This is a genomic window from Bacillus sp. FSL R12-0074 (assembly GCF_038005725.1).
Lineage (GTDB): Bacteria > Bacillota > Bacilli > Bacillales > Bacillaceae_G > Bacillus_A > Bacillus_A mycoides.
This window is the reverse complement of sequence record NZ_JBBOTR010000001.1, coordinates 5,078,592-5,100,429: the sequence shown is the minus strand read 5'-3', so window position 1 is coordinate 5,100,429 and position 21,838 is coordinate 5,078,592. Positions and strand designations below refer to the sequence as shown.

Annotated in this window: 19 protein-coding genes; all 19 read left to right on the top strand. The window is 34.1% G+C overall.

The genetic code is table 11. From position 1 onward, the window contains the following. Nucleotides 1-25 precede the first annotated feature (25 nt). Entirely contained in the window at nt 26-952 is a 927-nt protein-coding gene (locus NSS97_RS26630; RefSeq protein WP_107887174.1) for an SP_1767 family glycosyltransferase, read from the top strand. A 43-nt stretch (nt 953-995) separates the two neighbouring features. After that, the gene (locus tag NSS97_RS26625; protein ID WP_107887175.1) at nt 996-2,003 is read left to right on the top strand and encodes a glycosyltransferase; all 1,008 of its coding nucleotides are present in this window, start codon (nt 996-998) and stop codon (nt 2,001-2,003) included. A 48-nt stretch (nt 2,004-2,051) separates the two neighbouring features. Continuing rightward, the gene (locus tag NSS97_RS26620; protein ID WP_107887176.1) at nt 2,052-3,599 is read left to right on the top strand and encodes an oligosaccharide flippase family protein; all 1,548 of its coding nucleotides are present in this window, start codon (nt 2,052-2,054) and stop codon (nt 3,597-3,599) included. Nucleotides 3,600-3,946: 347 nt separating this feature from the next. Next, entirely contained in the window at nt 3,947-4,543 is a 597-nt protein-coding gene (locus tag NSS97_RS26615; protein WP_107887177.1) for a sugar transferase, read from the top strand. A 13-nt stretch (nt 4,544-4,556) separates the two neighbouring features. Further along, nucleotides 4,557-5,189 (top strand): acetyltransferase, encoded by a 633-nt coding sequence (locus tag NSS97_RS26610; RefSeq protein ID WP_341114464.1) that lies wholly within the window; start codon nt 4,557-4,559, stop codon nt 5,187-5,189. A gap of 13 nt (nt 5,190-5,202) precedes the next feature. Continuing rightward, nucleotides 5,203-6,372: an aminotransferase class I/II-fold pyridoxal phosphate-dependent enzyme gene (locus NSS97_RS26605; RefSeq protein WP_107887179.1), complete on the top strand. Its 1,170-nt coding sequence runs from the start codon at nt 5,203-5,205 to the stop codon at nt 6,370-6,372. A 1,024-nt stretch (nt 6,373-7,396) separates the two neighbouring features. Beyond that, a complete protein-coding gene (locus NSS97_RS26600; RefSeq protein WP_016127650.1) occupies nt 7,397-9,334 on the top strand; it encodes a lasso peptide isopeptide bond-forming cyclase in 1,938 nt (645 codons plus the stop codon). Nucleotides 9,335-9,348: 14 nt separating this feature from the next. Then, nucleotides 9,349-9,480, top strand: coding sequence for a paeninodin family lasso peptide (locus NSS97_RS26595; RefSeq protein ID WP_000808480.1), 132 nt, complete (start codon nt 9,349-9,351; stop codon nt 9,478-9,480). Between the two features lie 106 nt (nt 9,481-9,586). Beyond that, the gene (locus NSS97_RS26590; RefSeq protein WP_002184589.1) at nt 9,587-10,516 is read left to right on the top strand and encodes an aldolase; all 930 of its coding nucleotides are present in this window, start codon (nt 9,587-9,589) and stop codon (nt 10,514-10,516) included. Next, a complete protein-coding gene (locus NSS97_RS26585) occupies nt 10,516-10,815 on the top strand; it encodes a lasso peptide biosynthesis PqqD family chaperone (protein WP_000095761.1) in 300 nt (99 codons plus the stop codon). The genes NSS97_RS26590 and NSS97_RS26585 overlap by 1 nt, the downstream gene beginning before the upstream one ends. A 45-nt stretch (nt 10,816-10,860) precedes the next feature. Then, nucleotides 10,861-11,313 carry a lasso peptide biosynthesis B2 protein gene (locus tag NSS97_RS26580; protein ID WP_001021513.1) on the top strand — a complete coding sequence of 151 codons (453 nt, stop codon included), beginning with the start codon at nt 10,861-10,863 and terminating at the stop codon, nt 11,311-11,313. Nucleotides 11,314-11,335: 22 nt separating this feature from the next. Then, complete coding sequence (locus tag NSS97_RS26575; protein ID WP_341114459.1) at nt 11,336-12,523, top strand: nucleotidyltransferase domain-containing protein; 1,188 nt, start codon at nt 11,336-11,338, stop codon at nt 12,521-12,523. Nucleotides 12,524-12,525: 2 nt separating this feature from the next. Then, nucleotides 12,526-14,328, top strand: a complete 1,803-nt coding sequence (locus NSS97_RS26570) for an ABC transporter ATP-binding protein (RefSeq protein WP_002184591.1) — start codon at nt 12,526-12,528, stop codon at nt 14,326-14,328. Between the two features lie 1,193 nt (nt 14,329-15,521). Beyond that, nucleotides 15,522-15,956 (top strand): 3-hydroxyacyl-ACP dehydratase FabZ, encoded by a 435-nt coding sequence (fabZ, locus tag NSS97_RS26565; RefSeq protein ID WP_002184592.1) that lies wholly within the window; start codon nt 15,522-15,524, stop codon nt 15,954-15,956. 599 nt (nt 15,957-16,555) lie between these two features. After that, on the top strand, nt 16,556-17,293 hold the full coding sequence (locus tag NSS97_RS26560) for a YveK family protein (RefSeq protein ID WP_002184593.1): 738 nt from the start codon (nt 16,556-16,558) through the stop codon (nt 17,291-17,293). Continuing rightward, nucleotides 17,283-17,972, top strand: coding sequence for a CpsD/CapB family tyrosine-protein kinase (locus NSS97_RS26555; RefSeq protein WP_002184594.1), 690 nt, complete (start codon nt 17,283-17,285; stop codon nt 17,970-17,972). Before NSS97_RS26560 ends, NSS97_RS26555 begins: the two co-directional genes overlap by 11 nt. A gap of 83 nt (nt 17,973-18,055) precedes the next feature. After that, nucleotides 18,056-18,823 (top strand): tyrosine-protein phosphatase, encoded by a 768-nt coding sequence (locus NSS97_RS26550; RefSeq protein WP_002184595.1) that lies wholly within the window; start codon nt 18,056-18,058, stop codon nt 18,821-18,823. 249 nt (nt 18,824-19,072) lie between these two features. After that, nucleotides 19,073-19,954 (top strand): UTP--glucose-1-phosphate uridylyltransferase GalU, encoded by an 882-nt coding sequence (gene galU, locus NSS97_RS26545; protein WP_002184596.1) that lies wholly within the window; start codon nt 19,073-19,075, stop codon nt 19,952-19,954. A gap of 60 nt (nt 19,955-20,014) precedes the next feature. Then, nucleotides 20,015-21,826: a polysaccharide biosynthesis protein gene (locus tag NSS97_RS26540; RefSeq protein WP_002184598.1), complete on the top strand. Its 1,812-nt coding sequence runs from the start codon at nt 20,015-20,017 to the stop codon at nt 21,824-21,826. The last annotated feature ends 12 nt before the right edge of the window (nt 21,827-21,838 follow it).

The following is a 21,838-nucleotide window of genomic DNA, read 5'->3' as shown; positions in this document are numbered from 1 at the left end:
GAAAAGTATTAGAAAGGAGCTTGGTATGGTACAAATAAAAATAAAAAGTATGTTAGTTTTTATTTGGAATAAATTGGTCGATGTGAAAATTCAGAGTTTGAATCGATTAACTATCATAAAAGATCGATTCACGAAGTGCTTTTTCAAGCCTCCTAGAATTCAATCTATAGATGAAACTTTAAAAAAAATTATTCATGATAAAGCTTCCGTAGCCAGGTATGGTGATGGTGAATTTAAATTAATTCATAATCTAGATATAACATTTCAACGGGCGGATCATTTGTTATCAAAAAGATTAAAAGAAATATTGCTAAGTGAAGATGAGAAGTTCTTAGTTTGTTTACCGGATGTTTTTCAAGATTTATCAAAATATGCAGATGAACCAAAGGATTATTGGAGTCTTCATACTGCAAAATATAGATTAAAGTGGTATAAAGATTTGAAGAAGGGAAAAGTATATTATAATTCCTTTATATCGAGATTCTATTATCCCTTTCGAGATAAGTCAAAATGTAAAGAATGGTTTATATTATTAAAATTAATATGGAAAGATAGGGATATAGTTTTAATAGAAGGCAGTAAGAGTAGATTAGGTATTGGAAATGATCTGTTTAACAATGCTAAATCAATTGAAAGGATTTTAGTACCAGAGGAGCACGCATTCTTACATTACAATAAAATCTTAACAGCAGCAAAAAAAAATAATAAATCTAAATTGATTCTATTAGCAATAGGGCCTACTGCTACTATATTAGCATATGATTTGTATAAAGAGGGATATCAAGCAATTGATATAGGGCATGTGGATATTGAATACGAATGGTTTTTAAGACAAGCAAAAACTAAAATCAAAATTGAAAATAAGTACGTATGTGAAGCAGGTGCTGGACAAAATGTGGGCGATATTCAAGATGAGAAATATTTAAACGAAATTAAAGCTGTAATAAGATAGGCGTGAGGGTTTAACTTATGTAAGTAATGTAGGGGTGAAAGGATTGCATGAATTAATAAGTGTTATTGTTCCCATATATAATGTGGAAAAATGGTTAGCTAGATGTATTGAAAATGTTTTAAAACAGCCTTTCGTCAATATTGAATTAGTTTTAGTCAATGACGGTTCAACAGATAAATGTGGTGAAATATGTGGAGAACATTTAGAAAAGGATAATAGAATTAAAGTAATCTATAAAGAAAATGGAGGAGTGAGTAGCGCAAGAAATGCAGGGATCGAAGCTGCTACAGGGAAGTATATAGTGTTTATAGATCCCGATGATGAGGTAAGCGAAAACTATTTTACTAGGTTATATGGTATTGCAGAAGATGAAAAGTGTGATGCTGTAATATGTGGATACAAAACTGTTCCAAATAATAATAGTATTATTCCTAACTTCAAATTAGATACTGTTATGAACGGGAGGGATTTTGTACTGAGCTCTCCAAATGTTCATTCCAAGAATGATCTATGCTTTGCATGGAGGTATATATACAATTTAAGCATTATAAAAGAAAAAAACATCAGATTTAATGAACAAGTGTTTATTGGAGAAGATGTTATTTTTAATTTAGAGTTTTTATTGCACTCACAAAGGGTATGTGCAATCTCAGAAGTTCTTTATTTTTATACTATTAATAATCCAAATAGCTTAATGAGGGTTCCGTATAAACCAAATTTAGAGAACAGTTTAGTTTTACAATATCAAATGAGAAGACAACTTTCACAAGAATTTGGTTTACTACACGATAAGCAATTTAAAAAAGATATGGCTAATTATTATATAAATCACATATATAGACTGTTGGTTAATAATTTAAAAAGCGATCCTAATGTGGATGTTAATAATGCTTTTCGTAGAATAGTGAATTATGAAATGTTCTCAGATAGTGTAAAAGGAATTGGTTTTTCATATCGATGCAATAACTTTAAGGAGTATATATATTATTTAGCAATAAAGTTTAAAGTGTACCCTTTGATAGTTGCAGCATATAAAAGAGAAATCAGGTAATACTCTTTGATTGAAAGTATTTTCATACTTTCTGAAGTGGGAGGAAAAATGAGAGTTAAAAATTCAATAATTAATATATCAGCCGGTATAGGTAGTCAAGTTATTATTACGTTACTAAGTTTTGCTTCCAGAACCATATTTATTACTTATTTAGGTGTTGAGTACCTGGGGGTAAATGGATTATTTACTAATATATTAGGAATGTTATCTTTAGCTGAAGCAGGAATAGGATCTGCTATCATATATAATCTATATAAACCAGTGGCAGAAAATAATCAGGATAGAATCAATATGCTTATGAATTTTTATAGAAAGGCATATATGGCAATAGCTTTAATAGTATTGTTACTAGGATTACTTTTATTACCTTTTCTTGGATATATCGCTAAAGATGCAAAGGTAGACAATATTCATTTTATTTATATTATATTTTTAATTAATACAGCTTCATCTTATCTATTTTCTTATAAAACCTCATTTTTAAATGTATGTCAAAAGGGATATATTGTTACAGGGATTTATTCTATCTCATCTATTATATCTACTTGCGTTAAAATAGGAATTTTATACTTTACGCATAGTTATATTTTATATCTAATAATCGATATTATTATAACAATTAGTACCTCTGCGTTCTTGGCTATATTGGTAGATAAGATGTACCCATTTTTAAAAAATAAAGCAGCAAGCAAATTAGATAGTGAAACCAAAAGTAATATTGTTAAAAATGTAAAGGCCTTAGTGCTACATAATATAGGTGGATATATTGTCTTTGGTACTGATAACATGTTAATTGCGTCTTTTGTTAGTGTTACAGCTGTTGGATTGTATTCAAATTATTATATGTTAATTAACATTTGTAGAACCTTTATAAATCAAATCTTTGATAATATTAATCATAGTGTAGGGAATTTGGTTGCAAAAGAAAGCGATGAAAAAATTTATAGCATATTTAAGATTACTATGCTTTGTAATTTTTGGATATACTCATTTTTTTCCATATTTTTATATATTATAATGCAACCCTTTATTACTTTATGGATTGGTTCGAAATTTATTATGGATATAAGTGTATTAATTATATTAATGATAAATTTTTATGTATCAGGAATGAGACGTTCTATATCTATGGTCAAAACAACATCAGGGATTTTTCATGAAGATAGGTATGCTCCCTTTTTAGAGGCTGCCGTGAATCTGGTGGCTTCTATTGTCTTGGTGCAATATATGGGTATAACAGGTGTCTTTATTGGAACACTTATAAGTACGCTAGTGGTTCCATTTTGGATTGCTCCTTATTTAGTATATAAGAAAGTATTCCGTAAACCGGTTAGGGATTATTTTTTAAAATATACTTACTATGTGATGATAGGGCTAGGAGCTTGTGTTATCACAAGTTTAATATGTGGTCTTATTCCGTATAATGGATTACTAGAATTAATATTAAGAGGGATGATTTGTTTAATAGTTCCAAATGCTATGTATGTATTTGTTTTTTATAAGACAGATGAATTTAAGTATTTATTTGGAGTTGTTAAAAGTATAATGGGAAACCTGAGGGTGAAAATTCAGTCAAACAAAAAGGGCACTTTTTAATTTGAAATCTACATTTCTATAATCCCGTTACTAACCCAATCCATCGAGCACCAGCGCCTAATGAATTGACACAAAATTATAATGCTTTAAAGTAAGAGCAAGTAAATAAAAGGAAAATATTAAGAATCTTTTAGAAATGAAACACCACTATGTTCTGTTGAATATGGTGGTGTTCTTATTACTGAGTATTTTAATTAAGTATTTTGCATGACATGTCCTTAAATAAAAAAGTAAATCAATTCGTTATTTTTCAACTATGAATGGGGCTGCTTTTTATGAAGATAGAAGTTTTAGGCAGTTATGGAGTAGAGGTTAATACATAAACCAAATTAGGAGTATGATTATATATGAAAAGACTTTTCGATTTGTTCGTTTCCTTGTCATTATTGGTGTTTCTTTTACCTCTTATTATAATAGTGGCTGTTTTAGTTAGAATTAAGTTAGGTTCCCCTATCATATTTAAGCAACAACGCCCGGGATTGCATGGTGTCCCTTTTTTTCTTTATAAGTTTAGAACTATGACTGACGAGAAGGATAGTGAGGGGAATGTGTTGCCCGATGATGTAAGGTTTACCCGTTTCGGAGGGTTTCTGAGAAAATATAGTTTAGATGAATTGCCACAGTTGTTTAATGTTATAAAAGGGGACTTAAGTTTGGTAGGTCCAAGACCATTATTGATGGAGTATTTGGAACTATACACAGAAGAGCAGGCCAAGCGACATAATGTCAGACCAGGGATTACGGGATGGGCCCAAGTAAATGGCAGAAACGCGATTTCTTGGGAGGAAAAATTTGATTTTGATGTATGGTATGCAAAAAAACGGACTTTTTGGCTTGATATGAAAATTTTGTTGTTAACGGCAAAGAAAGTATTTAAGTCAGAAGGAATCAATCAAGTTGGGCATGTAACTGTGGAAAAATTTAATGGTACAAAGAATTCTTGAGGAGGTGAGATGGATGCGAATAATTATGATTGGGGCAGGTGGTCATAGTAAAGTAATCCGAGATATTATCCTATCGTATGGAAATTATGAAATCATTGCGCAATTAGATGATATGTATAAAGAGTTAGAAGTTGAGGATGGCGTTTATTCTGGACCCATTTCTGCAGCTGCAAAGTTAATGGATGAGTATGTAGATACAAAGTTCGTGATAGCTATAGGGAATAACAGAACAAGAAAGATAATTATGGAGCAGTTAGAGATTCCCAGTCATCGCTATGCGACGCTGATACATAAACAATCTATTGTTAGTTTAAGTGCAAAGATTGGAGCTGGTACGGTTGTGATGCCCGGTGCAATTATTAATGCAGATGCTGACATTGGGAATCACGTTATTGTCAATACAGGCGCTATTGTTGAACATGATAATAAGGTAAAAGATTTTGCACATATTTCCCCAAATGCAGTGCTTACAGGATCCGTTACTGTAGGAGCAGGAGTACATATTGGAGCAGGAGTTAATGTAATTCCAAATATTACAATTAGCGATTGGTCCATTATTGGTGCGGGGGCAACAGTAATTTGTGATATTGTAGCGAATTGTACAGCAGTTGGCATTCCAGCTAGAGTAATAAAAAAAGAATTATAGGAGAGTGTTTAAAGTGGTATATTCACAGGAAAAAACAAGAATCTATCTCTCCGCTCCACATATGAGCGGTAATGAACAAAAATATATAGGGGAAGCATTTGATATGAATTGGATTGCCCCACTTGGTCCAAACGTAGATGCGTTTGAAAGTGAACTTTCATCCCATGTTGGAGTTCGTGATGCGGCTGCAGTTAGTTCAGGAACCTCTGCTATCCATTTGGCACTTCGCTTACTGGATGTAAGAGATGTAGATACGGTGTTTTGTTCAAGTCTTACTTTTATAGCAAGCGCAAATCCAATTTTATATTTAGGGGCTACACCAGTATTCATTGATTCAGAGCCTGAAACATGGAATATGTCACCGCAGGCTTTAGAATGTGCATTACGTGATGCAAAAGAGAAAGGGGTACTTCCGAAAGCAGTAATTGTTGTGAATCTATATGGACAAAGCGCTAAAATGGATGAGATTCTTTCGTTATGTAATACATATAATGTTCCAGTAGTAGAAGATGCAGCGGAATCACTTGGTTCTTCCTACAAAGGTAAAGCGAGTGGAACATTTGGGAAATTTGGTGTTTATTCATTCAATGGCAATAAAATCATTACAACCTCAGGTGGAGGTATGCTTGTTTCGAATGATGTCGAAGCATTGAGAAAAGTAAGATTTTTAGCTACTCAAGCAAGAGATCCGGCTCCACACTACCAACATAGTGAGGTTGGATATAATTATCGTATGAGTAATATTTTAGCAGGTGTAGGTAGAGCACAGCTGCAGGTCTTACAAGAGAGAGTACATGCAAGAAGACGAATATTCGATAGATATTATCAAGAATTATCTCATATTCCAGGGATACAGTTTATGCCTGAGTTAGAGGATACTTATTCAAACCGGTGGCTTACAGTTCTTACTGTAGATGAAGAAAAAACAGGAGTACCGATTCAGGCATTACTGAAACAACTGGAAAATGAAAACATTGAGGCGCGTCCTGTTTGGAAGCCTCTTCATATGCAACCTTTATTTGAAGATGTAATGTATTATCTGCATAGTGAGAGTGAGGATGTTTCTAGAAAATTATTTGAAACAGGCGTATGCCTTCCGTCTGGATCAGGTATGACAGAAAAAGATCAGACAAGAGTTATTACATGTATTAAGAATATATTGATGGTAAGTGCTGGCATGTAAAGATAAAAATAGAAACAGGTTTAATTAAGAAAGGTGTTAATGAACTAAGAGGATTTAATATCTCATTCAGTGCTGTTTTTGTGAAATCTCATTTTACTGAAAAAAAATTTCTTTGAATGAAAGTCACGGCAATCCCTATAAAGAGTGAAATAGTAAGCGTACATAATCTTATGGTAAATGCGAATGGTATTTTTTATTAGTGGTAAACGCATATTATATCATCCCCTTTGTGAAAATGGTATAAATATAAAAAGGTTATTCTCCTGTTTCGATTAAAGAAGCAGGAGAATAAAGTAATAGAGAACATAACACGTGAAAAATCAACTTTAATTAGTAGGTTGATAATAAATTATATAAAATATCATAGCACAGAAATTTTTAAAATATAAAAAGATGAAAATTCTCCTGTTTATTTGTAAGATATAACGTTTATCCTGCTATTTATGAGTATTAAGAGCACTACCTTAAGATTTTAGGGAAACTAAGAAAATAGATGGAATGTTCGTAGAAGCTCGATTGGTGAGATTAATAGTCGGTAGGGATGTAAAGCCTCCTACCGATTTTACTGTATTATTTGTTTTTACAGTTACTAAAAAAGATATATAAATATTCATTTTTTTAAGTATATAGATGCTTGACAATGCAATAGTGAAATGGTAATCTGAGTTTATATTCTTTATAAAGAATATAAACGTTTTATTGATATATTAAATTCAAGGATTTTTATTCATATAAAATTCAGATGGTAATATCTTGGTTCGGATTAAGAGAATCACACCTGTGTTCATTTTTTGAGAAAATTAAAATGCAAGGGTTTACAATAGGATAGGTAGTCTGAAGGTTTGAATACTTCAACTGAAAAAAGATTTAAGGCTATAAAATCAGGTTTTAAAATCTGTTATGCGTAAACGAGGTAGTTTGAGGAAAGAGTTTTCTGGTATATTAATAATATTTTATTGATATGTCTGGTAATTTGCTTATCCATCGGGTTTTCCCTTAATTGTCTCGTAGTGGGAGGAAAAAAATGAGTGCAATAACCGGAATTTATCATTTAAATGGAGAACCGATACCGCCTGAACATAGGATTGGAATCATGAAGGATTTATCTCGTTATCCAGGTGACAATACCGATATATGGCACAAGGAAAATATTTTTTTGGGCTCCCATGCAAAATGGATAACATCTGAATCTATTAATGAACAATTACCTTACTATGATTATGAAACACAGTTGGTTATAACTGCTGATGCTATTATTGATAATCGCAATGAATTATTCGATAGATTGCAAGTAGACAAGGTACATAGAAGAGAGATGCCTGATAGTAAGTTGATTTTACTCGCTTATCAAAAGTGGGGAGAGCATGTACCAAAGTATCTAATTGGTGATTTTGCTTTTATGATTTGGGATGAGAGAAAGCAATTGCTTTTTGGTGCACGTGATTTTTCAGGAAGTCGGACTTTTTACTTTTACCGCAATCAAAATCAATTTGCTTTTTGTACTAGCATACAGCCGCTGTTTTCTTTACCGTACGTCGGGAAGGAATTGAATGAGCAATGGTTAGCTGAATATTTAGCGATACCTAATATGCTTGATACAATAGATGCATTTTCAACAGTGCATAAAAATATAGAGCAAGTCCCGCCTTCTCATACTATCTCCGTAGTTAAGGGAAGAGTTAGTATTGCGAAATATGACACGTTATTTGTAGAGGAGCAGTTGCAACTCAAATCAAATGAAGATTATGAAGAGGCGTTCAGGGACGTATTTGAAAGCGCAGTAACATCAAGGTTACGTACTCATCGTAATGTTGGTTCTCATTTAAGTGGGGGATTAGATTCAGGAGCTGTTGCTAGCTTTGCCGCGAGAGCCCTGCAAAAAGAGAACAAAAAATTATATACATTCAGCTCAGTACCTGCGGAAGGGTTTACTGATTGGACTCGTGGTCATACGATTGCTGATGAAAAGCCATTTATTCAAACTACAGTACAACATGTAGGGAATATTAAAGGGAATTATTTGAATTTTCCGGGAGAAAATTCTTTCTCAGAAATTGATGATTGGCTTGAGATTATGGAGATGCCATATAAATTTTTCGAAAATTCCGTCTGGGTGAAAGGAATTTATGAAAAAGCCCAACAACAAGGGATTGGGGTGCTCTTAAATGGAGCGAGAGGAAATTTCACAATCTCTTGGGGGCCAGCTTTAGATTATTATGCGATTTTACTTAAAAAGTTCAGCTGGTTGCAGCTTTATCGTGAAATTGATTTGTATGGTAAGAACGTTGGGGTCAAAAAATCGAGAATACTGAAAGTTATAGGGGAGAAAGCATTTCCATCGATAAAAAACATGTTTTCCTCGGAACAGCAATACGAACTGCCAACGTTAGTTAGTCCAGAACTTGCAAAACGTACTGATGTATTTAGAAAGCTTGAAGAACATGGTGTGAAAGTAACAGGGGCTTCTATCCCAAATATATATGAAATAAGGCAGAAACATTTTGAACAGCTAAACTTGTGGAATACAACGGGTACAAGTGGAACAAAGCTCTCCTTGCGTTATGGTTTACAAGGGCATGATCCAACGAATGACTTACGGGTAATTCGATTCTGTTTATCGTTACCACTCGAACAATTTGTTCAAAATGGCTTAAATCGTGCACTTGTCCGGAGGTCCACAAAAGGATTTCTTCCTGACAAAGTAAGATTAAATCAGCGTGTGCGGGGAATACAGGCAGCTGATGTGGTTCATCGCATGATTCCTTCATGGAAAATGTTTATCGAGGAACTTCAGCAGCTTAGTAAAGACCCAGTGGCCTCTAACTTTTTTAATATGGAGATTATTAAGAGCGCGATTTTGAAAATTCAAGGAGAACCACGAGTAGAATACGTGTTTGATCCAGATTTTAGAATTTTGATGCGTAGTCTTATTGTCTATCGATTTATCAAAAAATATATTTGAAAGGGGGTGAAATTATGAAACAAGAATGGCAATCACCAGTATTAGAAGTACTTGATATCAACATGACAATGGCTGGACCTGGAAAGAGACTTGTTGACCAAGTTTTTGAAGATGAGGATGAGCAAGGCGCTCTTCACCACAGCTAATGCACTAATATTTAAATAAGATTTATATGCTTTACAGCCCTTATATAGTTTAATTACGGTATAAGGGTTTTTTTAATCAATTTTTCAACTATTTGGAGTGAGAAAGATGATACATACTGTAAAGAAAGAGATTTACAAAGCCTTCGGATTAGCCCTATTAAGTGAGATTCCCCTGCCGGAATTGCCTCAAGTAAGTAATTACGAAAATGAAGTAGACGTAAAAATAGAAACTGCAGATTTGTCCCAATTATGGGGAGAGTTATCTTCTCCGAAGTCAGTGTTTGTAGTTGAAGAAGAATTAATTATGTTTCAAATCCCCGAAACTGCTACGTTTTGTATTCAAAATGGAGAAAAAATCATTGTTTCACCTATGAAAGGGTCTGATCAAGATAAGATTCGGCTTTATATTCTTGGGACTTGTATGGGGGCATTGTTGATGCAGAGAAAAATACTCCCTCTGCATGGAAGTGTAATAGCCATCAATGGAAAGGCGTATGCTTTTGTAGGAAGATCAGGAGCTGGAAAATCAACTCTTGCATCAGCCCTTTTAAGCAAAGGCTATAAGCTTTTGAGCGATGATGTAATTGCTGTGTCTCTTTCTGAGGATAATACTCCTTTTGTTACACCATCTTACCCGCAACAAAAGTTATGGAAAGAGAGTCTTGATCAGTTTGGAATGGAGACAGCGCATTATCAGCCATTATTTGAAAGGGAAACTAAATATGCTGTCCCCGTTACAGCTAACTTTTTCGAGGAACCATTACCATTGGCAGGTGTATTCGAGTTAGTGAAAGTAGAAAATGGGGATGTTGAACTTCAGCAGATTGAAGGACTGGAGAGACTACGCACATTGCTACGTCATACATATAGGAATTCATTAATCCCACGATTGGGGATGATGGAATGGCATTTTATGCATTCAACAAATATCGTAAACAAAATAGATATGTTTCAATTGAGACGTCCTATTTCAAAGTTTACGGCACATGATTTAGTATCCAAAATTCTAGAGTCTTTAAAAGAGGAGGAAAAATAATGAGTAGTAAACAAACAATTTCATTACACAGTTTTGTTGTACAAGGTCAGGAAAATGTAGTGAGCGATATGGATGGGGAGAAAGTGATGATGAGCATCCATAATGGGAAATACTATAACTTAGGAGGTATAGGTGGTGAAATTTGGAGTTTAATTAATGAATTAATATCTGTCAATCAAGTGATCGATATATTATTGTCTCGATATATGATTGAAGAGGCAGAATGTAAGGAACAAGTACTCTCTTTCTTAAATCATTTGTATGCAGAAGGGTTAATCTCGGTTGATGAAAAACTTTGATTTTTAATTGAACGTTCCAGATTTAATAGATTAGGAGTAGAATCGATGAATATCATAAATAAAGCCAAAGCTTTCTTGTCGTTCGATATGGGAACAAAATTATTACTTATAGAAGCTTTCTTTTATTTAGGCTGGGCTCGTATTCTTAAAAGTATACCGTTTTCTAAAGCTGCTCCTATATTAGGAATTCATATGGCAGAAACGTCTTTAAGCTATGATGAATCGGAAAAGATTACGTTAAGGAAAATTTCTCAAGCAGTGCATATGATGAGCCGTTATACATTTTGGGAAAGCCAGTGTCTCGTTAAAGCTATCGCTGCAATGAAAATGTTGGAGAAGCGTCAAATTGAAAGTACCCTTTACTTAGGGACCGCGAAAGATGAGACGGGAAATATGATCGCCCATGCGTGGTTACGTAGCGGGCCCTTTTATATTACTGGCGTAGAAGAAATGAAGAGATTTACCGTTGTTGGTAAATTTGCAAAAAGGATAGGGTAAAAAAATCTTGAAGGAGAATGAGATGTATACCGGTTGTAATCTTGATTTGAGTCATTTACCTAAAGAACTAAAATTGTTACTTGAAATTATAAAGAAGGAAGATAAAGAGATACAAGAAATCCCGGGAGACTGGTTCATAAATATTGATTGGAACAAATTTTTGAAACTGGCGCTGCATCATCGCATGTACGCGTTCATTTACCCAAAAATGAAATCTATTGATAAACAGTTAGTTCCATCAAATGTTGTGCAAGTATTAAGTACATATTTTAAAAGGAATACATTCCATATGCTTCATTTAAGTGGAGAAATGGGAAAAGTGAGTAAATTATTTGCTGAAAACCAACTTCAACTTCTATTTTTGAAGGGTCCTATTCTTGGCGCAGACCTATATGGAGATGTTTCCCTTCGAACATCAGGGGATCTGGATGCCCTTGTTCCTATAGATGATCTTGGAAAAGTGAACGAATTACTTGTAAAGAATGGTTATGTCAAAGAGGATGATTTTCCGACGGTTATGAATGAATGGAAGTGGAGACGCCACCATACAACTTACATGCATCCGATAAGTAAGGTGAAATTGGAGATTCATTGGCGACTACACCCAGGGCCGGGAAAGGAACCACACTTCGATGAGCTATGGGGGCGAAAGAGGACGAGTCCTGTCACAAATTATCCTGTCTATTTTTTAGGTAGAGAGGATTTGTTTATGTTTCTTGTGACTCATGGAACTAGGCATGGTTGGTCCAGGCTTCGATGGTTAACGGACATTGACCGTATGGTAAGGCAAGAAATAGATTGGGAAGAACTCACTGTTATTTTGGAAAGATATGGATGTAAACGACTGGTAGGTCAGGCGCTTATTTTATCTTCTGAGCTTTTAGATACTCTTATAATAGCGGAAGAGGCAAAAGTATTAATGTCAGGGAGAAAGGTAACGCAATTAGCGCAGCTTGCTATATATTACTTGGAAAATATGATTAACTTGCATACAGATCCTATCCCAGAAGAAGTTTCAAAATATCATGAGCGATATTTATATTTGTTAAAGACAAGCTCTCAAAAGCTACTGTTTCATCTTAGTTGGTTGTATCCTTATCCTCAGGATGTGGAAACTTTACCACTGCCAAAACAACTGCATGTTTTATATTTCCCTTTGCGGCCGGTTTTATGGATTTGGAGGGAAATGAGGTACCGTAAGGAGAAGTGAAAATGAGAAATATTTTATATTTTACAAAGCGGTTATACTCTTTTACTGGAAACATTCTCATTGTTAATCTCATGGGAATGGTATTGGTCAGTCTTGTAGAGGGAATCGGCATTTTATTATTAATTCCTATGATAAGTATTAGCGGTATTGCGAAGATGAATGAACAGACAAGTCCTCTTTCAGGGGTTCTTGGATTCCTAGGTGAGATTCCAACTACTTTAGGATTACCACTTGTATTAGGAATATATATTATATTGGTCGTGGGACAAGCGCTTTTGCAAAGGAATATAACAGTTCGTAATGCGAAAATCCAGATACGTTTTATTAATCATTTGAGATTGGAAACTTATCGTGGATTGTTGCAGGCCAACTGGAGTTTCTTTGTGAAAAAGAGAAAATCAGATCTTATCAATTCTTTGACAACGGAATTAGGGCGTGTTAGCGCAGGCACTAATTTATTTTTACAGTTGCTCACTTCTTTAATGTTTACATTTATACAGATTGGTTTCGCTTTTTGGTTAGCGGCAGATATAACAATTTTTGTACTATGTTGCGCTGTGGTACTTGCCTTTCTTTCACGAAGATTTATTAAAAAATCAAAAAGATTAGGTGGTCGAACCTCAGAGAATTCAAAAGCGTATCTTGCAGGTATAACTGATCATTTTAATGGAATTAAGGATATTAAGAGCAATACACTAGAACGATCTCGTTATATGTGGTTACGTAATTGGGCAGAAGATGTGGAACGTGAACAGTTTGCATATATTAAGGTGAGAAATAATTCTCAACTCTTTTATAAAATTGCATCAGCTGTTTTCATTGCTATTCTTATCTTTCTATCTGTTCAGCTGTTTCAGACGAAAACGGAGCAATTATTATTAATTATTCTTATATTTTCTCGTTTGTGGCCACGATTTGCAGGTATACAATCAAACATGGAACAAATTGCAGCGAATCTTCCCGCTTTTAAAGATTTGCTGCAATTACAGGAAGAGTGTAAGAAAAGTATAGAATTGCAAGATATAGAGCAGAATTATGATTGTATAAATCCTATGCAGATAGAACAATCTATTGAGTGTCAAAATATCTCTTTCCGCTACAATAAAGAAAATGCTGTGTACTCACTTAAAGATATTAATTTGCGTATTCCTGCAAATTGTATGACAGCTATCTCAGGGCGTTCCGGTGCTGGAAAGAGTACATTAATTGATATCATAATGGGACTTATGCAGCCGGAGAGCGGTCAGTTATTAATAGATAACAAACCGTTGACAAGTAAGGACCTATTATCATTGAGGAAATCTATTAGCTATGTTCCTCAAGATCCATTTCTATTCAATGCCAGTATAAGAGACAATTTGAGAATGGTTGAACCAAATGCAAGTGAGGAGCAGCTTTGGGAAGCTTTGGAATTTTCTGCTTCCGCTGAGTTTGTTAGCAGGCTCTCGCAAGGATTGGATACACTGATTGGCGATAGGGGAGTCAAACTTTCAGGAGGAGAACGACAACGTCTTGTTCTGGCTAGAGCGATACTTCGAAAGCCTTCTATTTTAGTGTTAGATGAGGCAACAAGTGCGTTAGATGCTGAAAATGAAGCGAAAATACAAGAAGCATTGGAAAGATTGAAAGGGAGCATGACAATTATTGTCATTGCACATAGACTATCTACTATACGTAAAGCTGACCAAGTAATTGTAATGGATCAAGGACAAATTATTCAACACGGTAGTTTCGCACAACTGGCAAAAGATGAAAGTGGTTTGTTTAGTAGCCTACTTGGACAACAGGCCAAAGTTAACATTTAAATATGACTTGTTATAATTGTTTTTTATAAATTTAAGGAATACACTGCCTTTATTTCTTTCGGGCCGGTAACACAATTTGATTATTTATGGTTTGGGGGATAATTGGTATTTGTGTACTGGTTTTTTTATGGAAATATGAGCTTAATTTAATTGCGTGACCAGTAAAAAAATTAGAAATACTTTTGTGACTTATTAATATACCATCTATATACATGTATAAATATTCGTGTTATAATTTAACATGGAACCTGATTTTATTTATACCATATAACAAAAAGCAGCGAGACCCCTCGTCTTTAGGACTAGAGGTCTCGCTGCTTTTTGTATATAAAGGTTTATTAGTGTAGTTGTGATAATATATTTTGAAGCACCTTGTAGACGTTTTTATGGGCAGTGATTAATGAGAGGTAGTGCCTAATGAATTGTTAGTATTTTGAATTGCTACTAATTTTATATAAGTAATTAAGAAGGGAAATGATTTGAGGAGATGAAAGAGAGATAGTGAAGAATATTATATAAGTATTTCTTTTTATTTCATTTGAGTTTTTCTCTCAAATACTCCGAATGCCTTATTTAACAGATAAACAAGGAAAAGCAACAATTTCTTATTAGTTATACTTTATTTTTATGTATTGTTAAATAGATTTAAAAGATTTTATATGTAATGTTGGATATTTCTGTAAAATATAAATGTATCTTTTGTGATGATATTTTATAGGATTTTTATTAAAGGCTAATCCACGAAGATTTATTTTTTTATAAAGCATAGTGTTCTGGATTACGAATCTTAATTTCTAGATATGCTATTTAAGATAATATAAGAAAAATGAAGAAATTTGTAGAAATTTGTAGAAAATTAAGGGTATGATGGTAAAAAGGAGTAAATATTAAATTTTTCTTTCTTATTTTTGTCCTTTATAATGAGCTATGAATACGACATATGAGGAAAATGATGTATATTTCCTCTCCCTAACTTTGATATACACCTTTTTCCAACCTCCGTGTTAATTGCTATTATTTTGTTATACCGATTAGCGAAGGGAAAAGGGTGTATCTTTTTTGTATGAATAGTCCTAATAGATATTTTGGGTAGAAAGCATTTCTTGTTTTTCGTGACAAAAACAATGGAGAATGGGATAATAAGGACAGTGCGTTGGTGGTATGACCAATTTGGTATATAAGGAGAGAATGATATGCTAGATATTCAACAGATTAAAGAAATTATTCCACATCGTTATCCATTTCTACTAGTCGATCAAATTTTAGAAGTAGAAGAAGGAAAGCGTGCGGTTGGGATTAAAAATGTAACGGCAAATGAGGAATACTTTAATGGACACTTTCCAGATTATCCTGTGATGCCAGGTGTTCTAATTGTAGAAGCATTAGCGCAGGTGGGTGCTGTTGCGGTACTGAAGAAGGAAGAAAATCGCGGTCGCCTTGCATTCTTTGCTGGCATTGATAACTGCCGCTTCAAACGTCAAGTTCGCCCAGGTGATCAACTTCGCCTAGAAGTCGAAATGACACGTGTCCGTGGACCGATTGGAAAAGGAAAAGCAGTAGCAACTGTAAATGGTGAAATCGCTTGTGAAGCTGAAATCACATTTGCAATTGGTGATAAGAAAGAATAAAGATTTGTTAACATAACTTTACGTTGGAAGATGAATGAAGAGAGTATGGTCATTCATCTTTTTTATTGTTATTGAAGCGAATTATGAAGAAATGGACGAAAGGTAAGAGGATTTGTCGATAGGTAAGTTCTCTTACTTTTAAACAAACGTTTGATTAAAAAAATAGGGGACTTTCGAAAAAAGTTTATCAACTAAAGTCTGAAAAAGATATCTAAAGATTAAGGAAAAACAAAATAAAAATCAACAATGGTAATATTTTTATAAACAGGATAGTATAAATGCACAGATCAATCAATGATATATTCACTAGTAATACTAATAATACCCATATATCGACAGTATATAGCAAATGAAAATCTATACATTAAAAACTGTGTCGAAATTCGTCAGATTCGGTAGTATAGTATTTGTCAATTCCTCCAACAATTTTCTCAACCATTCTTGCTATACTAATATAAGTTCTGTAATATATTAAATAGTTATCTATTACTAAACAACTTTAGGACTAGATAACAGATTTTTGTTGTCAGATTAAAATCCAACAATTTATTTTTTTTTTAGAAGTTTTTATGACAAATTATTGAAAGCTGGAGGAAGGCATGGAAGAAACAATAAGTTTGAAAGAGTTATTTGCTATTTTAAGGAAACGATTAGTTATGATCCTTGTAATTACGATTGGTGCAGCACTTGTAAGTGCGATCGTAAGTTTCTACTTTATAACGCCGATTTATCAGACTTCGACGCAAATTCTTGTTAATCAAAAGAAGCAAGAAGGTGTTTTTCAACCTGGTGAAGTACAAACAAGTCTTCAATTAACAAATACATATAAAGTTATTGTGAAAAGCCCAGTTATTTTAGATCAAGTGAAAGAAAAGTTAAAGCTTAACATGTCAACTGGGGCTTTAAATAGCAAAATTAACGTCGCAAACGAGAAAGATTCACAAGTGATCGCTGTTACTGTACAAGATAAAGATGCAAAGCTAGCTCGTGATATCGCAAACACAACAGCGGAAGTATTCAAGAGTGAAATTGCAAAAATCATGAGTGTTGATAACGTAACAATCTTATCAAAAGCAGAAGTAACAGAAGGACAGTCACCAATTAAACCAAATAAGATGCTGAACGTAGCAATTGCATTTGTTGTTGGATTAATGGCTTCTGTTGGAATTGCATTCTTACTAGAGTACTTAGATAACACGATGAAAAAAGAAGAAGATATTGAAAAACAACTTGGTGTACCAGTTCTTGGCGTCGTTTCTCATATGGAGGAAGATGGCACAAAGAGCGGTAGTTTATCAGCAACGAAGAGAGTAGGGGGGCATACAATTGGTTCTTAAGAAAAAAATATTACGTGCTCGCCGTCAGCTGATTGCATATGAACAACCAAAATCATCTGTGTCAGAGCAATACCGAAATATACGAACAAATATTGAATTTGCATCTGTTGATAAGAAGATTCGTTCTCTTATCGTAACATCTGCGAATCAAAGTGAAGGAAAGACAACAACGGCTGCTAATATTGCAGTTGTTTTCGCACAACAAGGTAAGAAAGTATTACTTATCGATGCAGACTTACGTAAACCAGCATTACATCAAATGATGCAAGTGGATAATATATTTGGCTTAACAAGTGTATTAACACGTAGTAATACACTAGAAACATGTGTGACACAAACGAAAATCGGTAATTTAACATTTTTACCATGTGGTCCAATCCCACCAAATCCAGCGGAATTACTGGGTGCAAGCTCGATGAAAGATTTACTTTCAGAAGCTTTTGGCACGTATGACCTTGTCATTTTTGACACATCACCAATCTTACCAGTTACAGATGCACAAATTATGGCAAATCAATGTGATGCTTCTGTACTTGTTATTCGAAGTGGTGTAACAGAAAAAGAGGCGGCACTTAAAGCAAAACAATCATTAGATAGCGCAAAAGGTACATTACTTGGCGTTGTCTTAAACGATAAAGAACAAAATGGATCCGAATATTACTATTACGGTTCTAACTAAATGCAAAAGAAGGAAAGGTGAACATTCATCTTTTCTTCTTATATTCAGTATGTGAAGAATATGTGGAGAGAGGATGAAATAGAATGATTGATTTACATTGTCATATCTTGCCTAATGTCGATGATGGAGCACAATCAATCGAAGACAGCATTGCAATGGCAAAGGCAGCATGCGAAGAAGGAATTCATACAATCGTTGCTACTCCTCATCACCAAAATGGGGTTTATATGAATCTAGCAGAAAGCATTCTTCATCAGGTAAAGCAGTTAAATGAAAGATTAAAAGAAGAGGATATCAATTTAACCATTTTACCTGGTCAAGAAATCAGGTTGTACGGAGAGTTATTAGAAGACTATGATTCGAGGCGTATTGTTACATTGAATCGTACGGATAAATATATATTAATTGAATTTCCAACAAACCATGTCCCGCGCTATGCAGAAAAAATGTTATATGAATTACGTGTGAAAGGGATCACGCCGGTTATTGTTCATCCAGAACGGAATATGGAAATTATTGAACGCCCCGATGTGTTGTATAAGCTCGTCAATCAAGGGGCACTAACACAAATTACCGCAGGAAGCGTCACAGGAAAGTTCGGAAAGAAAATCAAGAAGTTTTCATTGCAACTTATTGAGCATCATTTAACACATGTCATATCATCAGATGCTCATAACACAACAACGCGCTCCTTTCACTTGCAAGCTGCGTATGAAACAGTAGAGAAAACATTTGGGAGTTCTACATTGTACGACTTCAAGGAAAATACATATGAACTAATAAGTGGAAAAATGATTTATCGAGAAGAGCCCGAGAAAATAAGACAAAGAAAAATATTCGGTCTCTTTTAAAGAGAAAACCACTTGGTGATGCCTCCTAACCGTTATCAATGGGGACACTCGGTCGTGCTGTGGGTAGAAATTATATTTCAACCTACCTTAGACGCTTGTCGTCGGGAGCATGATGTGAGGTAGGGTTAGATGCCCATAGTTTATTTATGATAGAAACTCTACCTATGGAGTTATAAATATGACTCTATAGGTAGGTTTTTTTATTATTGTTATATACATATGTATATATAAATTTTTGGGGGTATTGATTTGAAAAAAGTAAGGAAGGCAATTATTCCAGCTGCTGGACTGGGAACAAGATTTTTACCAGCGACGAAAGCGATGCCGAAAGAAATGTTACCTATCGTTGATAAACCGACGATTCAGTACATTGTAGAAGAAGCAATTGAATCTGGCATTGAAGATATTATTATTGTAACTGGAAAAGGAAAACGTGCAATTGAAGATCATTTTGATCATTCTTTTGAACTGGAACAAAACCTTTTAGAAAAAGGTAAATATGAAATGCTTGAAAAAGTACAAGCATCTTCAAAGATTAATATTCATTACATAAGACAAAAAGAACCAAAAGGATTAGGTCACGCAGTATGGTGTGCTCGTAAATTTATTGGGAATGAGCCATTTGCAGTATTACTTGGTGATGATATCGTACAAGCTGATACGCCATGTTTACGTCAGTTGATGAATGAGTACGAGGCAACACATTCGTCTGTAATTGGTGTGCAAACAGTACCGGAAAATGAAACGCATCGTTATGGAATTATTGATCCAATCACGCAAAATGGTCGTCAATATCAGGTGCACCGATTTGTTGAAAAACCAGCACAGGGAACAGCACCATCTAATTTAGCAATTATGGGGCGTTACGTATTAACACCAGAAATCTTCATGTTCCTTGAAGACCAACAAACAGGTGCAGGTGGAGAAATTCAATTAACAGATGCGATTCAACGTTTAAATGAAATTCAACATGTGTTTGCATATGATTTTGAAGGTACTCGATATGATGTTGGGGAAAAATTCGGATTTATTAAAACAACGATTGAGATGGCACTTCAAAACGAAGAATTGAAATTAGACTTGATGAAGTATATAAAAGAACTTGTAAAAAAAGAAGAGGTACATTCATAAGAGAATGTCCTTTTTTATTATCAATAAGATGCGAATTATATAAAGAAGGGAACAGGTATATTGAGTTATCGAAAACGGCTCTCATTATTAATTTTATTAGATTCATTTATTGTATTAACCGCCGTATATTTAAGTTATTGGTTCATACATCCGAATGTATTAAACAAAATCCCTGCGACAGTAATTATTAGCTCTATTACATTATTGTGTAGTCATCATATTTTTGCGGCTATTTATAAGCTTTATAACAAGGCGTGGGAATATGCAAGTGTTGGAGAATTAATACAAATATTTAAAGCAATTACACTTTCTATTATTGTAACAGCAATTGTTCAACAAATTATAAATCATGATATTTATGTTCGAATTTTAGCAATCGCATGGATGTTACATTTATTATTAATTGGTGGTTCTCGTTTTGTATGGCGTATGTTTCGCGATACATATATTACGAAAGCTACAGATAAAAAACGAACATTGATTATCGGTGCTGGTTCAGCGGGAACTATGGTAGTAAGACAATTGCAACATAATAAAGAAGCGGATCTATATCCAATTGCGTTTGTTGATGATGATAGAAATAAACAAAAATTGGAGATTTATAATGTGCCGGTTGTTGGTACAACAAATCATATTCAAGAGATTGTGGAAGATAATGATATAGAGCATATCATTATTGCTATTCCATCTTTAAATAGAAATCAAATAAACGAAATTTTTGAGAAGTGTACAAAAACGAAAGCAAAAACGCAAATTGTACCAATGCTTGAAGATCTTTTAGATGGCAAAGTTTCTGTTAATGAATTTCGAGATGTACAAGTGGAAGATTTATTAGGTAGGGAGCCAATTCAATTAGATGACGCGGGCATCGGGGAAAAGATCGCAGGTAAAACGATTTTAGTAACGGGTGCGGGCGGATCAATTGGATCAGAAATTTGTCGTCAAGTGATGAAGTATAATCCTGCAAAAATTGTTCTTTTAGGACATGGTGAAAATAGCATTTATACTATTGAAATGGAAATGCGAGTTACTTATAAAGATGCAGTGGAAATTACGACAGAAATTGCTGATATTCAAGATCGACATAAAATCTTTGAAATAATGAACAAGCATCAACCATATATCGTATATCATGCAGCTGCACATAAGCATGTACCTTTAATGGAACGTAATCCTGAAGAGGCTGTAAAAAATAATATTTTTGGTACGAAAAATGTAGCAGAAGCGGCTGATACATTTAAAGTAAATACGTTCGTAATGGTTTCTACAGATAAAGCGGTAAATCCGACGAATGTAATGGGAGCTACAAAACGATTTGCGGAAATGATTGTCCAACATATGGCATCCATTAGTACTGGTACACGTTTTGTTGCAGTTAGATTCGGTAATGTTCTTGGAAGTAGAGGAAGTGTAATCCCATTATTCAAGAAACAAATTCAAAAAGGTGGACCTGTAACAGTTACTCACCCTGATATGATTCGTTACTTTATGACAATACCAGAAGCTTCAAGATTAGTTATTCAGGCTGGAACGCTAGCTAGGGGTGGAGAATTGTTCGTACTAGATATGGGGGATCCAGTAAGGATTGTTGATTTAGCTAAAAATTTAATTACTCTTTCGGGGTATTCTATTGAAGAAATTGGAATTGAATTTACTGGATTAAGACCAGGCGAAAAAATGTATGAAGAGTTATTAAATGAAGGTGAAATTCATCCGGAGCAAATATTCCCTAAAATTCATATAGGAAAAGCTGTTCTAATGGATCAAGAGATTTTAAGACAGTTTATGAATGATTTTGAGGAAATTAGTAACGAGGAAATAAGAGAACGATTATTAGATATTGCAAATAATAAAATTAATCTTAAAAATTAATTTAGGGGAAGG

Coding starts and splice junctions, on each gene's coding strand:
- NSS97_RS26630 (WP_107887174.1), top strand. CDS start 26: ATGGTACAAATAAAAATAAAAAGTATGTTAGTTTTTATTTGGAATAAA.
- NSS97_RS26620 (WP_107887176.1), top strand. CDS start 2,052: ATGAGAGTTAAAAATTCAATAATTAATATATCAGCCGGTATAGGTAGT.
- NSS97_RS26615 (WP_107887177.1), top strand. CDS start 3,947: ATGAAAAGACTTTTCGATTTGTTCGTTTCCTTGTCATTATTGGTGTTT.
- NSS97_RS26610 (WP_341114464.1), top strand. CDS start 4,557: ATGCGAATAATTATGATTGGGGCAGGTGGTCATAGTAAAGTAATCCGA.
- NSS97_RS26600 (WP_016127650.1), top strand. CDS start 7,397: ATGAGTGCAATAACCGGAATTTATCATTTAAATGGAGAACCGATACCG.
- NSS97_RS26595 (WP_000808480.1), top strand. CDS start 9,349: ATGAAACAAGAATGGCAATCACCAGTATTAGAAGTACTTGATATCAAC.
- NSS97_RS26590 (WP_002184589.1), top strand. CDS start 9,587: ATGATACATACTGTAAAGAAAGAGATTTACAAAGCCTTCGGATTAGCC.
- NSS97_RS26585 (WP_000095761.1), top strand. CDS start 10,516: ATGAGTAGTAAACAAACAATTTCATTACACAGTTTTGTTGTACAAGGT.
- NSS97_RS26580 (WP_001021513.1), top strand. CDS start 10,861: ATGAATATCATAAATAAAGCCAAAGCTTTCTTGTCGTTCGATATGGGA.
- NSS97_RS26575 (WP_341114459.1), top strand. CDS start 11,336: ATGTATACCGGTTGTAATCTTGATTTGAGTCATTTACCTAAAGAACTA.
- NSS97_RS26570 (WP_002184591.1), top strand. CDS start 12,526: ATGAGAAATATTTTATATTTTACAAAGCGGTTATACTCTTTTACTGGA.
- fabZ (WP_002184592.1), top strand. CDS start 15,522: ATGCTAGATATTCAACAGATTAAAGAAATTATTCCACATCGTTATCCA.
- NSS97_RS26560 (WP_002184593.1), top strand. CDS start 16,556: ATGGAAGAAACAATAAGTTTGAAAGAGTTATTTGCTATTTTAAGGAAA.
- NSS97_RS26550 (WP_002184595.1), top strand. CDS start 18,056: ATGATTGATTTACATTGTCATATCTTGCCTAATGTCGATGATGGAGCA.